The sequence below is a fragment of the Streptomyces niveiscabiei genome (genome assembly GCF_033794345.1).
Classification (GTDB): Bacteria; Actinomycetota; Actinomycetes; order Streptomycetales; family Streptomycetaceae; genus Streptomyces; species Streptomyces niveiscabiei.
Window position 1 is genome coordinate 14230 of record NZ_JARAYJ010000042.1, and the last position, 12318, is coordinate 26547.

Genomic DNA, 12318 nt, shown 5'->3' on the forward strand with positions numbered 1-12318 from the left:
CGGGGAGGGTGGGTGGAACGGCCCTGAGCTGGGGAATTGTGGCGGCCAGGGAGATAGGTCACATCCTGGGTGAGATTGGATCACAAATCGGCCCGGAGTTCGGGGGAATCCCATACTCCGGGCCGACTACTACGTCAAGTGTCAATTCGACTACGTACGGCTGTCATTCGGACCGCCGAAGAGCCGCCGAAGCGCCGCCAGGCACTCGCCGGGCGCCCCGCCTAGCTGAGCCGCTCGATGACCATCGCCATGCCCTGCCCGCCGCCCACGCACATCGTCTCCAGGCCGAACTGCTTGTCGTGGAACTGGAGGGAGTTGATCAGCGTGCCGGTGATCCGCGCGCCGGTCATCCCGAAGGGGTGGCCCACGGCGATGGCGCCGCCGTTCACGTTCAGCCGGTCCAGGTCGATGCCGAGGTCGCGGTAGGAGGGGATCACCTGCGCCGCGAACGCCTCGTTGATCTCGACGAGGTCGATGTCGCCGATGCCGAGGCCCGCGCGCTTCAGCGCCTGCTTGCTCGCCTCGACCGGGCCGAGGCCCATGATCTCGGGGGAGAGGCCGGAGACGCCGGTGGAGACGATCCGGGCGAGCGGGGTGAGGCCCAGCTCGCGCGCCTTCGTGTCGGACATGATGACGACGGCCGCCGCGCCGTCGTTCAGGGGGCAGCAGTTACCGGCGGTCACCAGGCCGTCGGGGCGGAACACCGGCTTCAGGCCCTCCACGCCCTCCAGCGTCACGCCGGCGCGCGGGCCGTCGTCCTTCGACACGACCGTGCCGTCCGGCAGCGTCACCGGGGTGATCTCGCGCTCCCAGAAGCCGTTCTTGATGGCTTCCTCGGCGAGGTTCTGCGAGCGGACGCCGAACTCGTCCATGTCCCGGCGGGTCACGCCCTTCACCCGCGCCAGGTTCTCCGCGGTCTGGCCCATCGCGATGTACGGGTCCGGGACGAGGCCGTCCTCGCGCGGGTCGTGCCACGTCGAGCCCGTCGACTGCGCGACCTCGGCCGTACGCGCCTGCGCCTCGGCGAACAGGGGGTTCGTCGTGTCCGGGAGGCCGTCCGAGCTGCCCTTCGCGTACCGGGAGACCATCTCGACGCCGGCCGAGATGAAGACGTCGCCCTCGCCCGCCTTGATCGCGTGCAGCGCCATGCGGCTCGTCTGGAGCGACGACGAACAGTAACGGGTGATCGTGCAGCCCGGGAGGTGGTCCATGCCCATCTGTACGGCGACGATGCGGCCCAGGTTGTAGCCCTGCTCGCCGCCCGGCAGGCCGCAGCCCAGCATCAGGTCGTCGATGTCGCGCGGGTCCAGCTCGGGGATCTTCGCGAGCGCGGCCTGGATGATCGTCGCGGTGAGGTCGTCCGGGCGGAGGTCCTTGAGGGAGCCCTTGTTGGCGCGGCCGATGGGGGAGCGGGCGGTCGAGACGATCACGGCTTCGGGCATCACGGCTCCATTGACGTTCACGGATCAGCTGATGATGGGAAGTTACCCGTACGTATGGGGTTGGTCACGGGGGCGGTGGTGTGACCCTGGCCGCAATTGTCCAAGCGCTTGCTTGGACGGCCGGGGTGGAGGGGCGTACTGCTATGGTTACGCCACCGACAAGCCTCCCGGCGTGAACTCCCCGCCGCGGAGGCTTTTTTCATGCCCACACCCACACAGCTCCAGATCCGTACGGCCACGCCCGCCGACCGCCCCCTGATCGACCGCCTCTGGCTCATGTTCCGCCACGACCTCTCCGAGTTCCACGACGTCCTCCCCTTCCCCGACGGCACGTTCCGCGCCGAGCGCGTCGACTCCGCCCTCACGGACCCCGGCTGGGCCCCGTACCTCTTCCTCACCCCCGACGACCGCCCCCTCGGCCTCTCCTTCGTCCGCGCCCTCGACACCCCCACGGCCGTCATGAACACCTTCTTCGTCGTCCGCGCCGCCCGCCGCCGGGGCCTCGGCCTCACCGCCGCCCTCGACGTCGTCTCCCGCCACCCGGGCCCCTGGCAGATCCCCTTCCAGGACACGAACACCAACGCGGCCCGCTTCTGGCGCCGAGTCGCCACGACCGCCGCGGACACCTGGACGGAGGAACACCGCGCCAACCCCGACCGCCCCGACCTGCCGCCGGACACGTGGATCTCGTTCGACACGCAGGCCGCCAGGCGGGAGCCACAGGCCTGACGACAGGGCCGACGCCCACGGCGGTGCGGGCGGCCCCCCACGGACAGGGCACGAGCCGACGGCCCGCCCCCACCGCGCCCCGGGCCGGGAGCCGCACGCCGACGCCGGCCCCCCGAGGGAGGGCGCGCGGGGAAGCCGGCCCGAGGGGAGGACGTACGGGCCCGGAGCCGCGCGGCTTTCTGCCCGCGCCGGCTGCCCGCGTCGGACCTCTGCGCCGGACCCCGAGCCGACCGGCGGGACCTGTACGGCGACCCCGGCAGGCCGGTTCCCTGATCGTGTACGCGCCAGCCCGCCAGCCCGCCAGCCCGCCAGCCCGCCAGGCCGGCGGAGCCCCTCGCCGGACCCTCCGATCCCGTCGCGGCCCGCTCGGGCGACGCCGTGACGGCGGGTCCCGCACAACCGCGTTCGCCGCCGGACGCGGCAACCGGCCCCGCCGATGGCCTGTGCGGGGGCGAGCCGGAGACGCCCTGAGCACGGCACCGGGACCGTCTCCCCCTCCGGGGGCAGGGCTTGCGGTGTCACCCCGGACAGCCAGAACCCCCGCCGGCGCCCCCGACACCACCCCCCCACGCGGCGACCGTCCCCGGCGATGCCCCGGGAGGCCCGCGCCGCGGCATCGCCCTGGCCGGCCGACCCCTGGATGCCCCCCGGCACCGCCCGGCTTAGTCCTCCGGCTCCCACTCCTCCAGCTGTCCGAAGACCGTGAGGTCCCCGGTGGTCTTCAGGGAGGTCACGGGGGTGCGGCCGTGGAGGTAGAGGACGATTTCCTCGGCGGTGCCTTCGACGGAGGCGGTGGGTGGGGTGGATGGGGGTGGGGTGGTGGGGTGGGCGCCGGTGGGGGAGAGGGTCAGGCGCCAGGCGGGGGCGTCGGTGGTGCGGAAGTCCAGGGTCGCGGGGGTGTGCGGCCAGGGGGACGTCGTCGCGCAGCAGGTCGTGAGGAATTCGGCCACGCCGTCCTGGGCTATTTCCGCGGGCAGGGCGTGCGGGGCGCCCACCGTGAGCTGGGCGTCGTACGTGTGGACGAGGAGCTGCTGGAGCTGGTGCCGGGCCACCGCGCCCGTCGTCGCCGGGGACTGGGACGCGCCCCACCAGGTCCAGCAGCCCTGGTCCGGGCCCGCCTCCGCGAGGGCGTCGAGGAGCTGCCGGGTCGACTCCGCGAGCCACTCCGAGACGGCCTCCCGGTCCTCGGGGAGCTCGGCCGTGACCGGCGGCGGCGGAGCGTCCGCGGGCCCCGCCTGCACGATCGCCGCCCAGCGCCGCCGGCCCTCCCCGATGTGGTGGGCCAGGTCGGCCAGCGTCCACTCGGGGCACGTGGGGACCTGGACGTCGAGCCGGGGCGCGGCGGCGACGGCCGTACGGAACGCGGTGGAGCGGTCGTCGAGGAGGCGCAGCAGATCGGGGAAGGCGAGTGTCGTATGCACGCCGCTGTCTAGCACCGGGTACGCCGACGAGGACAGCGATTTATTCGGGTGAGCCTATGAACGCCTCCCGCATAGGGTCCCCGCGTGGACCCAGCTGACTTCTACACCGGCATCGTCGCGGACCTGTACGCCCCCCTGAAGGCGCACTCCCAGGACCCCGACCTCTACGACGCCTTCGTACGGCAGGCCGGCGTCCCGGCGCTGGAGCTGGGCTGCGGGGACGGCGACCCCCTCCTCGAACTGCGCCGGCGCGGCCTCGACGTGGACGGCGTGGACTCCTCCGCCGACATGCTGGCCCGGCTGCGGCACAGGGCGGACGTACAGAACACGGCCGTCACCACGTACCACCAGCGCATGGAAGCCCTCGACCTGCCCCGGCGCTACCGCTCGGTCTTCCTCGCGGGCCCGACCTTCAACCTGCTCCCCGACGACGCCACCGCCCTCGCGGCGCTGCGCGGCATCGGGCGGCACCTCGCCGAGGACGGCACCGCCCTGATCCCCCTGTTCACGCCGGCCCCCTCGGAGGAGATCGGCACGGTCCGCACGGTCACCGCCCCCGACGGCGCCGAACTCCGCGTCTCCGTCGTCTCCGAGCGGCGCGACGAGCGGGCGCGCACGCAGACGACCGTCCTGCGCTACGAGCGCCACCTCGGCGGGGACAGCGTCGTCGAGGACCGCCCCTGGGTACTGCACTGGTACCCCCGGGACCACTTCGAGCGGCTGGCCACGGCGGCGGGCCTGGCGGTGGCAACCGTCACCGAGCACTCCGGCCTGCTGCACTTCCGGCTGCGCGCCGCCTAGGCGGTCTGCGGCAGCCTCCTGCGCCGCCGCTTCAGCAGCGCCCACGGCCCACGGGGCCCGGTCGGCATGGCCGCCGTGACCTCGGTGCCCGGCTCCGCGGCGGCCTCCGCGGCGGCGCGTGCCACCGGCAGGAAACCCTCCCGCCGCGAGACGTCCGGCCGCTCCTCCTCCGCGGGCCACAGCCCGAGGGCCGCGCAGAGCGTCGGCAGGACGGCCATCGCGGCCGTCGCGTACCCCTCCGCCGACGGGTGGTAGTGGTCCGGGCCGAACAGTTCACGCGGATTCGCCTCGAACTCGGGCCCCAGGAGATCGCCCAGCGAGACCGTACGGCCGCCCTGCTCCACCGCCCCGATCGTCTGCGCCGCCGCCAGCTGGCGGGACGCCCTGCGGGCCAGCCATCTCAGCGGCTGGCCCACGGGCTCGATCGTGCCGAGGTCGGGACACGTGCCGACGACCACCTCCGCACCGGCCGTGCGCAGGCGCCGTACCGCCGAGGACAGGTGGCGTACGGAACGGGTCGGCGGCATCCGGTGGGTGACGTCGTTCGCGCCGACGATGATCACGCAGATGTCCGGCACCTGTTCGGCCGAGCCGACGACCAGCGCGACCTGCCGGTCCAGGTCGTCGGACTGGGCGCCCGGCAGGGACACGTTGCGCAGGAGCACGGGGCGCTCGGCGACCGCGGCGAGACCGGACGCCAGCAGCGCGCCCGGCGTCTGGGAGGCCCGGTGCACCCCCTGCCCGGCGGCCGTGGAATCGCCGAGGAGGACCAGGCGCAGGGGTTCCTCGCCGGTGCTCGCGTAGACACTGCCGTACAGGCCGTCCGCCTGCGGCACCCGCGCCGACGTGCCGTTCTCCACATGGCGGCGCGCCCACTGCGCCTCCGCGAGCAGCAGCCCCATCGCCGCGGCCCCGGCCAGCCCGATGCCCCCGCCGCCATAGGCCGCGCCCGCCGCGATCCGCCGGGCCACCCTGGCCCTCGACATGCTGGTCATACCTGCCCGCCACCTCCCTCGTCGCCGTACAACCTCTCCTTGCCCCGTACGACCCGTCGGTCAATCTCACCTGGGAGTGAACACGGAGGTCTGTCGCCTTAGGCTGGCGACCATCACGACCACGTTTTTTGCAAGCAACCGGAGACAACGGTGCAATTCCACGACTCGATGATCAGCCTCGTCGGCAACACCCCGCTGGTGAGGCTCAACAGCGTGACCAAGGGCATCCAGGCCACCGTTCTGGCGAAGGTCGAGTACTTCAACCCCGGCGGTTCGGTGAAGGACCGCATCGCCCTGCGGATGATCGAGGCGGCGGAGGAGAGCGGCGCGCTCAAGCCGGGCGGCACGATCGTCGAGCCGACCAGCGGGAACACCGGCGTGGGGCTCGCGATCGTGGCGCAGCAGAAGGGGTACCACTGCATCTTCGTGTGCCCCGACAAGGTGAGCACGGACAAGATCAACGTGCTGCGGGCGTACGGCGCCGAGGTCGTCGTCTGCCCCACCGCCGTCGACCCGGAGCACCCGGACTCGTACTACAACGTCTCCGACCGGCTGGTGCGCGAGACGCCCGGCGCGTGGAAGCCGGACCAGTACTCCAACCCGAACAACCCCCTCTCCCACTACCACTCCACCGGCCCGGAGCTGTGGGAGCAGACCGAGGGGCGGATCACGCACTTCGTCGCCGGCGTCGGCACGGGCGGCACGATCTCCGGCACCGGCCGGTACCTGAAGGAGGCGAGCGACGGCAAGGTCCAGGTCGTCGGCGCGGACCCCGAGGGCTCCGTGTACTCCGGCGGCTCCGGGCGGCCGTACCTCGTCGAGGGCGTCGGTGAGGACTTCTGGCCGACCGCGTACGACCGGACCGTCGTCGACGAGATCGTCGCCGTCTCCGACAAGGACTCCTTCCAGATGACCCGCCGCCTCGCGAAGGAGGAGGGGCTGCTGGTCGGCGGGTCCTGCGGGATGGCCGTCGTGGGCGCGCTGCGGGTGGCCGAGCGGCTCGGCCCCGACGACGTGGTCGTCGTCCTGCTGCCGGACAGCGGGCGCGGGTACCTGTCGAAGATCTTCAACGACGAGTGGATGGCCGACTACGGCTTCCTGGAGGACGAGGGCCCCAGCGCCCGCGTCAGCGACGTCCTCGACGACAAGGAGCACGGCGCGATCCCGTCCCTCGTGCACATGCACCCCGAGGAGACCGTCGGCCAGGCGATCGAGGTGCTGCGCGAGTACGGGGTCTCGCAGATGCCCGTCGTGAAGCCCGGCGCCGGGCACCCGGACGTCATGGCCGCCGAGGTCGTCGGGTCCGTCGTCGAGCGGGAGTTGCTCGACGCGCTGTTCAGCAACCGGGCGTCGCTCGTGGACCCGCTGGAGAAGCACATGTCCGCGCCGCTGCCGCAGGTCGGGTCCGGGGAGCCGGTCGCGGACCTGATGTCCGTGCTCGGGGAGGCGGACGCGGCGATCGTCCTCGTCGAGGGCAAGCCGAAGGGCGTCGTCAGCCGGCAGGACCTGCTGGCGTTCCTCGCCAAGGGCGGCAGGTAAGCCGTACGGCGCCGGGGGTGCACGGCGGGGAAACCTGCGGTGAACTCCCGGCTCCGCCGCGGAACTTCCCTCGGGCCGCCCCGGCGGTGGACTTCGCGGAAGTGGTACGAGCGCGTCACGTCCACGCAGCACTCGCTTAACACGAGTCCGGCAGATTAGTGGGTGTCGGCAGGCGGGAGCGGCTCCCCGCCGAACCGGCAACCAAAACGGCGTCACGGACCTCCGGAGCGGCTCCCGGACCTCCACAGACGCCAGGACGCAGGGCACAGCTCGCGTCCCCGCGGGGACCGCCGTCGTCCCGCCCCCCTTACCGGGGGTGCGGCGGTCCCCGCGCATATTTCCTTCACGCCGGTGACGGTGGCTGCGAGGATCGGTGGATGCCGCTTCCCCGGCCCAACGGCCTGACCTCGCTCGTCCTGCGTACGGACTTCACCGACGACTCCGCGTGGGAGGCGCTGTGTTCGGCGCTGGGGGCGGACGCCACGTGCGTGGACGATCCCCGGTACGACGGGGTCGAGGTCGGTGAGCTGCTCGGGGAGGAACCGCACCACGTCTTCCTCGCGGACGCCCTCGCCCAGCGCGAACACCTGCTGCTCGCCCTCGACCTGGAGGATCTGGTGGGAGCGGTGCTCCGGGTGCCGGTCGGGCTGTTCGCGCAGGTGTCGGCGCATCTGTCGTCCGGCGCCGCCGATCTGGAGGACTACCTGTGCGAGGCGGTCACTCCTCCCAGCGGTCCCCCTCGGGCTTCTTCCGGCGTCCCCTCAGTGCCGTCAGGAGTTCGGGGGTGGAGCGGAAGGCGTGGACCGCGTTGACGCCGACGATGCCGGTCCAGGTGATCAGGAGGCCCGGGAGGTCCGCGTTGACCGCGCCGATCGCCGAGAGGGGGATCGCGAGGACCAGGGAGACGATGCCGAAGCCGAAGCGCTCGCCCCAGGAGTCCGTGGCGTGCGGGGCGCGGGCGTCCCGTGCCGCCGACATCTGCTGTTCCGCGAACTGGCGGCGCACCCGGCGCTCCACCGCGCCGTCGATCCGCTGGTCCACCTTCTCCAGGAACGACTCGACCAGCGCAGAGTCGTACTCCTCGCCCAGCTCCCTGCGGGCGTGCAGGGTCGCGTCGAGTTCCTTCTTCAGTTCGGTGTCCCGGCCCGGTGTCATCGTCGTCTCCTCAATCCCCTGGAACCTCCTCCAGGCTAGGGAGCGGGCGCCTCGGCCGCACGGGGGATAGCCCCCCTCTTGGGAGTGGGGGCCGCCGGGAGGAGGCCCACGGACTCCAGCGCGCGGCGGTGCGCGGCGCCGATGCCACTGAGGTGGACGTCGACGCCCCTGCCGCGCAGCTCACCCACCGCGTCCTTCAGGGCCAGCGCGCCGGTCGCGTCCACCGCCGTCAGCCCCGACAGCCTCAGCTCCACCTCGTGCACGCCGTGTACGTCCGTGAGGGCCCGGCGGAGGCTGTGGGCGCCGGCGAAGAGGAGGGGGCCGTCGTAGCGCAGGCTGATGGATCCGGTGCCGGGGAGTTCGTCGGTGGCGGCGGGGGTCAGGCGGGTGGTGGTCGCGGCGGCCCTGAGGGCGAGGACCGTGGAGACGGCGAGGCCGATGAGGACGGCTCGGACGAGGTCCAGGGCGAGGGTGGAGGCCGCGGTGAGGGCGAGGACCAGGGCGTCGCCCTTCGTCGCCCTCGCCATTGCCCGTACGGGGCCGGTCTCCACCATGCGGACGGCTGTCGCCAGCAGGACTCCGGCGAGGGCGGCCAGCGGGATGCGGGCGACCAGCTGCGCGGCTGACGCGACGACTCCGGCGAGGATCACCGCGTGGGTGAGGGCCGCCAGGCGGGAGGTGGCACCGGTTCGTACGTTCACCGCCGTGCGGGCGATCGCGCCCGTTGCCGGGACTCCGCCGAAGAGGGGGGCCGCGAGGTTGGCGATGCCCTGGCCGAAGAGTTCTTTCGAGGGGTTGTGGGCGGGCGCGGCGCCGTTGTGGCTGTTCGCGCCCCTGGGTGCGCCGACTGGACGGCGCTTCGAAGACATCGCGTCCGCTACCGATGCCGACATCAGTGACTCCAGTGCCGCCAGCGCGGCTACGGCCAGGGCCGGGGTCAGGAGGGCCGGGACGCGTGAGAGGTCCAGGAAGCCGAGGGACGGTGCGGGGAGGGAGGCCGGGAGGGTGCTGATGCGGGGCACGTTCAGGTGCAGGGTTTCCGCCACGACCGTCGCCGCCCCCACCGCCGCCAACGAGAACGGCACCGTCGGCCGCCACCTCGCCCCCGCCAGCACCAGCGCCGCCGAGCCCGCCGACAGCAGCAGCGCGGGCCAGTGCGGAGCCGCCCCGAACTCCTCCAGCGCCCTCGCCGCCACCACCGCGACCTGTTCGCCGTGCGGCAGCGGGACGCCCAGGGCGTTCGGGATCTGCTGGAGGGCGATCACCGCCGCGATCCCCACCGTGAAACCGGCGATCACCGGCGCGGGGACGTACGCCATCGCCGCGCCCGCTCCCGCGAACGACAGGGCGATGAGGATGAGGCCCGCGAGGAGACCGACCGTGAGGACGCCGTCGGGGCCGTAGCGGTGGACGATCGGGACGAGGACGACGGTCATGGCGCCCGTCGGGCCGGAGACCTGGCGGGCGCTGCCGCCGAAGAGGGCGGCGAGGGCGCCGGCGACGATCGCGGTGACCAGGCCGGACGCGGCGCCGAGCCCGGAGCTGACGCCGAAGCCTAGGGCGAGGGGGAGGGCGACGACGGCGACGGTGAGGCCGCAGAGGAGGTTGCGGCGGGGGTCGTGGGTGAGGGTGCGGAGGTCGGTGCGGGTGGGGAGGGGGAGGTTCATGGGGGTGCTTCTTCGCGGGTGCGGAGCGGTGGGTGGGGCGTACGGGTGGCCGGTGGACGGCGGTTCGCGTGGCGGACCGCCGTACGCCGTACCGTCGTTCTGCCGGTCACGGCAGGAGCGACACCAGCCCCGTGTCCAGGTCGAAGCGGGCCGCCGTCACCTGGGCCGCCGCGAACGCGGGGTCCGCGCGGATCGCGTCGCGGACCCAGGTCGTGTGGGCGGTCATGGTGTGTTCGGCCCAGTCGCCGGGGATCGCGCGGGTGCGGTGGGCGGCCGGGGTGATCTCCTCGACGAGGAGTTCGAGGTGGCCGGGGACCTCGTCGCCGGTGCGGAGGTGGTCGAGGGTGGCGGCGATCGCGCCGCAGCGTTCGTGGCCGAGGACCAGGACGAGCCGGATGCCGAGTTCCGCCACGCCGTACTGGATCGAGCCCAGCACCGCCTCGTCCAGGACCTGGCCCGCCGTCCTTATGCACAGGACGTCGCCGAGGCCCTGGTCGAAGATCAGCTCCGGCGGGACGCGGGAGTCGACGCAGCCCAGGACGATGGCGTACGGGTGCTGGGCGCCCGCGAGGGTGCGGCGCAGGCGGCGGTCCTCGTGGGGGTGGCTGGAGCGGCCCGCGGCGTACCGCTTGTTGCCGGCGAGGAGTTCGTCCAGGGCGGCGGGTGCGGTCGTCGGGGGGCCGGTGCGGAGGGGGCGGCGCGGGGTGCGGGTCGCTGCCGCCGCGGGGGCGGTGGCCAGGGCGCCGACGGCGGTGGCCGTCAGGAAGGCCCGGCGGTTGGAGGGCATGACGCATCCTCAGGGTCGTACCAAGGGCCCTCGGCGGAGGGCCTGTTCACGGTACGCACCTGATCCGTCACAATGTGTGCCTGTTTAACGACACTTGGTGTTTTCGTGTTCAGATCATCGCCGGTCCGATACGGGGCCTTGACGGGGTCGGCGCCCTCCGCCCCGGGTGTATAACAACATGCAGGAACCATGCAGCCTGAATAGGCAGGGGGAGCACAAGAATGAGCGTGTCCGAGGGCCCCGCCGCCCGGCTCCAGACGCTCTTCGAGGGGCACCGGCTCACGCCGACACAGCGCAGGATCGCGCACAGCATGGTCCGGCGGGCCGCTGACGTGCCGTTCCTGTCGAGCGTCGAGCTGGCGGAGCTGGCGGGGGTGAGCCAGCCGTCGGTGACGCGGTTCGCCGTGGCCCTCGGGTTCGACGGGTACCCCGCCCTGCGGCGCCACCTCCGCGAGGTCGCGCCGGGCGACCGGGCCGCCTCCTCGCGGGAGTACAACGCCTACCAGCAGGCCGTCGAGGCCGAGATCGAGAACCTCCGGCACCTCGCGGAGCTCCTCGCCGACCCCGCGCCCGTCCAGCGCGCCGGGCAACTCCTCGCGGCCTCCCGCCCCTTGCCGGTCCTCGGCCTGCGCGCGGCGGCCTCCCAGGCGTACGGGTTCTCCTACTTCGCCGCCAAGGTCCACCCCGACGTCCGGCTCCTCGACGAGGGCGGCTCCATGCTCCAGGACCGCATCGACGCGGCGGTCCGCGCGGGGGCGAGCGCGCTGCTGTGCTTCGCGCTGCCGCGTCACCCGAAGGAGGTCCTCGACACCCTGACGTACGCGAAGAGCGCGGGCCTCACGGTCGTCACCGTCGCCGACTCCGCGTTCGCGCCGGTCGCCAAGGCGTCGGACCTCCTGCTTCCGGCGGCCGTGGGCACCGGGCTGGCCTTCGACACGGCCTGCGCGCCGATGCTGCTGGGGCGGGTGCTGCTGGAGGCGATGTGCGACGACCTGCCGGACGCGCAGGCGAGGCTGGAGGAGTTCGACGCGGGGGCGGTGGCGCGGGGGTTGTTCGTGGAGTGAGGCGGGGCGGGTGCACCCGTCTCCCGGGGCGGCGGGCGTAACCCCGCCCGCTCTCAGACTCGTCTCACGTTCGCTCGGTAGCTTCCGCCGGGCAAGGGCGTCGGTGACGAGGAGGCGAGTGGCATGGTGCGTGGGGGACAAGGGCTGGCGCGGGTCGCCGTCGTCGTGCGGGCGGGGGCCGGGCCGTGGTGGTGGTGCGGGGTGTTCGCCGCGGGGGTCGGAGTGCTGGTGCCCGGGATCACCGGGCGGCGGATCGGGGTGCTCGCCGGCGCCGCGCTGTTCATCGTCGCCGCCGCCGTCACGGCGTACGCCCGGCGCAAGCGGTACGTCACCCTCGCCCGGGGCGCCGCGCGCGCGGGCAGGCACGACGTGCTCCAGGACCGCGCGGTCACCGTACGCAACTGGCGCCACGGCAACCGCTGGTGGCTCCTCCTCGCCCTCGCCCTCGCGATCACCGCTTCCTTCGCCGTACCGGCGGCCCCCGGCCTGCTCGTCGCCGGCTACGGCACCGGCCTGCGCCTCAAGTCCGCCTGGCTGGGCCGCCGGGAACGGACCGAGGGGGAGCTCCTGTGGGTACGGGTCGACTGGCTCGGCCGATACGGCGGCGCCCCGGCCGGCAAGGCCGTGAAGGCGTACCGCACGACAGGCGTCGCGGCGGGCGACGCGGCCCCCGGAGGAGCGCGCCGCCGCACCACGGCCGGAGCCTGAGGCGTACGCC

Annotated in this window: 12 protein-coding genes; 6 read left to right on the forward strand and 6 right to left on the reverse strand. The window is 73.4% G+C overall.

The genetic code is table 11. The features are described from left to right. Positions 1-221: 221 nt before the first annotated feature. Entirely contained in the window at positions 222-1442 is a 1221-nt protein-coding gene (locus tag PV682_RS37215; RefSeq protein WP_319736162.1) for an acetyl-CoA C-acetyltransferase, read from the reverse strand. Positions 1443-1643: 201 nt separating this feature from the next. Between PV682_RS37215 and PV682_RS37220 the strand changes: the two genes are divergently transcribed. Beyond that, entirely contained in the window at positions 1644-2171 is a 528-nt protein-coding gene (locus tag PV682_RS37220) for a GNAT family N-acetyltransferase (RefSeq protein WP_319736163.1), read from the forward strand. 662 nt (positions 2172-2833) lie between these two features. Here the strand turns inward: PV682_RS37220 and PV682_RS37225 are convergent. After that, a complete protein-coding gene (locus tag PV682_RS37225) occupies positions 2834-3592 on the reverse strand; it encodes a maleylpyruvate isomerase family mycothiol-dependent enzyme (protein WP_319736164.1) in 759 nt (252 codons plus the stop codon). A gap of 84 nt (positions 3593-3676) precedes the next feature. Here PV682_RS37225 and PV682_RS37230 point away from each other — a divergent pair, with 84 nt between their 5' ends. After that, on the forward strand, positions 3677-4393 hold the full coding sequence (locus tag PV682_RS37230; RefSeq protein ID WP_319736165.1) for a class I SAM-dependent methyltransferase: 717 nt from the start codon (positions 3677-3679) through the stop codon (positions 4391-4393). Here the strand turns inward: PV682_RS37230 and PV682_RS37235 are convergent. After that, complete coding sequence (locus PV682_RS37235; protein WP_079057035.1) at positions 4390-5388, reverse strand: SGNH/GDSL hydrolase family protein; 999 nt, start codon at positions 5386-5388, stop codon at positions 4390-4392. The two genes, PV682_RS37230 and PV682_RS37235, sit on opposite strands and share 4 nt — an antisense overlap. Before the next feature lie 150 nt (positions 5389-5538). On the opposite strand from PV682_RS37235, the gene PV682_RS37240 reads away from it, so the two are divergent. Both PV682_RS37240 and PV682_RS37245 read left to right on the forward strand, forming a co-directional pair. Further along, positions 5539-6927, forward strand: a complete 1389-nt coding sequence (locus tag PV682_RS37240) for a cystathionine beta-synthase (RefSeq protein WP_055722904.1) — start codon at positions 5539-5541, stop codon at positions 6925-6927. A gap of 377 nt (positions 6928-7304) precedes the next feature. Continuing rightward, positions 7305-7739, forward strand: coding sequence for a DUF6924 domain-containing protein (locus tag PV682_RS37245; protein WP_319736166.1), 435 nt, complete (start codon positions 7305-7307; stop codon positions 7737-7739). Here PV682_RS37245 and PV682_RS37250 read toward each other — a convergent pair. From PV682_RS37250 to PV682_RS37260, 3 genes are all read right to left on the reverse strand, one after another. Beyond that, the gene (locus tag PV682_RS37250) at positions 7645-8082 is read right to left on the reverse strand and encodes a hypothetical protein (protein WP_319736167.1); all 438 of its coding nucleotides are present in this window, start codon (positions 8080-8082) and stop codon (positions 7645-7647) included. The genes PV682_RS37245 and PV682_RS37250 overlap by 95 nt on opposite strands. Positions 8083-8117: 35 nt before the next feature. Further along, positions 8118-9749: a SulP family inorganic anion transporter gene (locus PV682_RS37255; RefSeq protein WP_319736168.1), complete on the reverse strand. Its 1632-nt coding sequence runs from the start codon at positions 9747-9749 to the stop codon at positions 8118-8120. Positions 9750-9855: 106 nt separating this feature from the next. Continuing rightward, a complete protein-coding gene (locus PV682_RS37260; protein WP_319736169.1) occupies positions 9856-10536 on the reverse strand; it encodes a carbonic anhydrase in 681 nt (226 codons plus the stop codon). Positions 10537-10757: 221 nt separating this feature from the next. Between PV682_RS37260 and PV682_RS37265 the strand changes: the two genes are divergently transcribed. Next, complete coding sequence (locus PV682_RS37265) at positions 10758-11600, forward strand: MurR/RpiR family transcriptional regulator (RefSeq protein ID WP_319736170.1); 843 nt, start codon at positions 10758-10760, stop codon at positions 11598-11600. Between the two features lie 123 nt (positions 11601-11723). After that, positions 11724-12308 carry a hypothetical protein gene (locus tag PV682_RS37270; RefSeq protein WP_319736171.1) on the forward strand — a complete coding sequence of 195 codons (585 nt, stop codon included), beginning with the start codon at positions 11724-11726 and terminating at the stop codon, positions 12306-12308. Positions 12309-12318: the final 10 nt, after the last annotated feature.

Coding starts and splice junctions, on each gene's coding strand:
- PV682_RS37245 (WP_319736166.1), top strand. CDS start 7,305: ATGCCGCTTCCCCGGCCCAACGGCCTGACCTCGCTCGTCCTGCGTACG.
- PV682_RS37220 (WP_319736163.1), top strand. CDS start 1,644: ATGCCCACACCCACACAGCTCCAGATCCGTACGGCCACGCCCGCCGAC.
- PV682_RS37255 (WP_319736168.1), bottom strand. CDS start 9,749: ATGAACCTCCCCCTCCCCACCCGCACCGACCTCCGCACCCTCACCCAC.
- PV682_RS37215 (WP_319736162.1), bottom strand. CDS start 1,442: ATGCCCGAAGCCGTGATCGTCTCGACCGCCCGCTCCCCCATCGGCCGC.
- PV682_RS37265 (WP_319736170.1), top strand. CDS start 10,758: ATGAGCGTGTCCGAGGGCCCCGCCGCCCGGCTCCAGACGCTCTTCGAG.
- PV682_RS37260 (WP_319736169.1), bottom strand. CDS start 10,536: ATGCCCTCCAACCGCCGGGCCTTCCTGACGGCCACCGCCGTCGGCGCC.
- PV682_RS37250 (WP_319736167.1), bottom strand. CDS start 8,082: ATGACACCGGGCCGGGACACCGAACTGAAGAAGGAACTCGACGCGACC.
- PV682_RS37270 (WP_319736171.1), top strand. CDS start 11,724: ATGGTGCGTGGGGGACAAGGGCTGGCGCGGGTCGCCGTCGTCGTGCGG.
- PV682_RS37235 (WP_079057035.1), bottom strand. CDS start 5,388: ATGACCAGCATGTCGAGGGCCAGGGTGGCCCGGCGGATCGCGGCGGGC.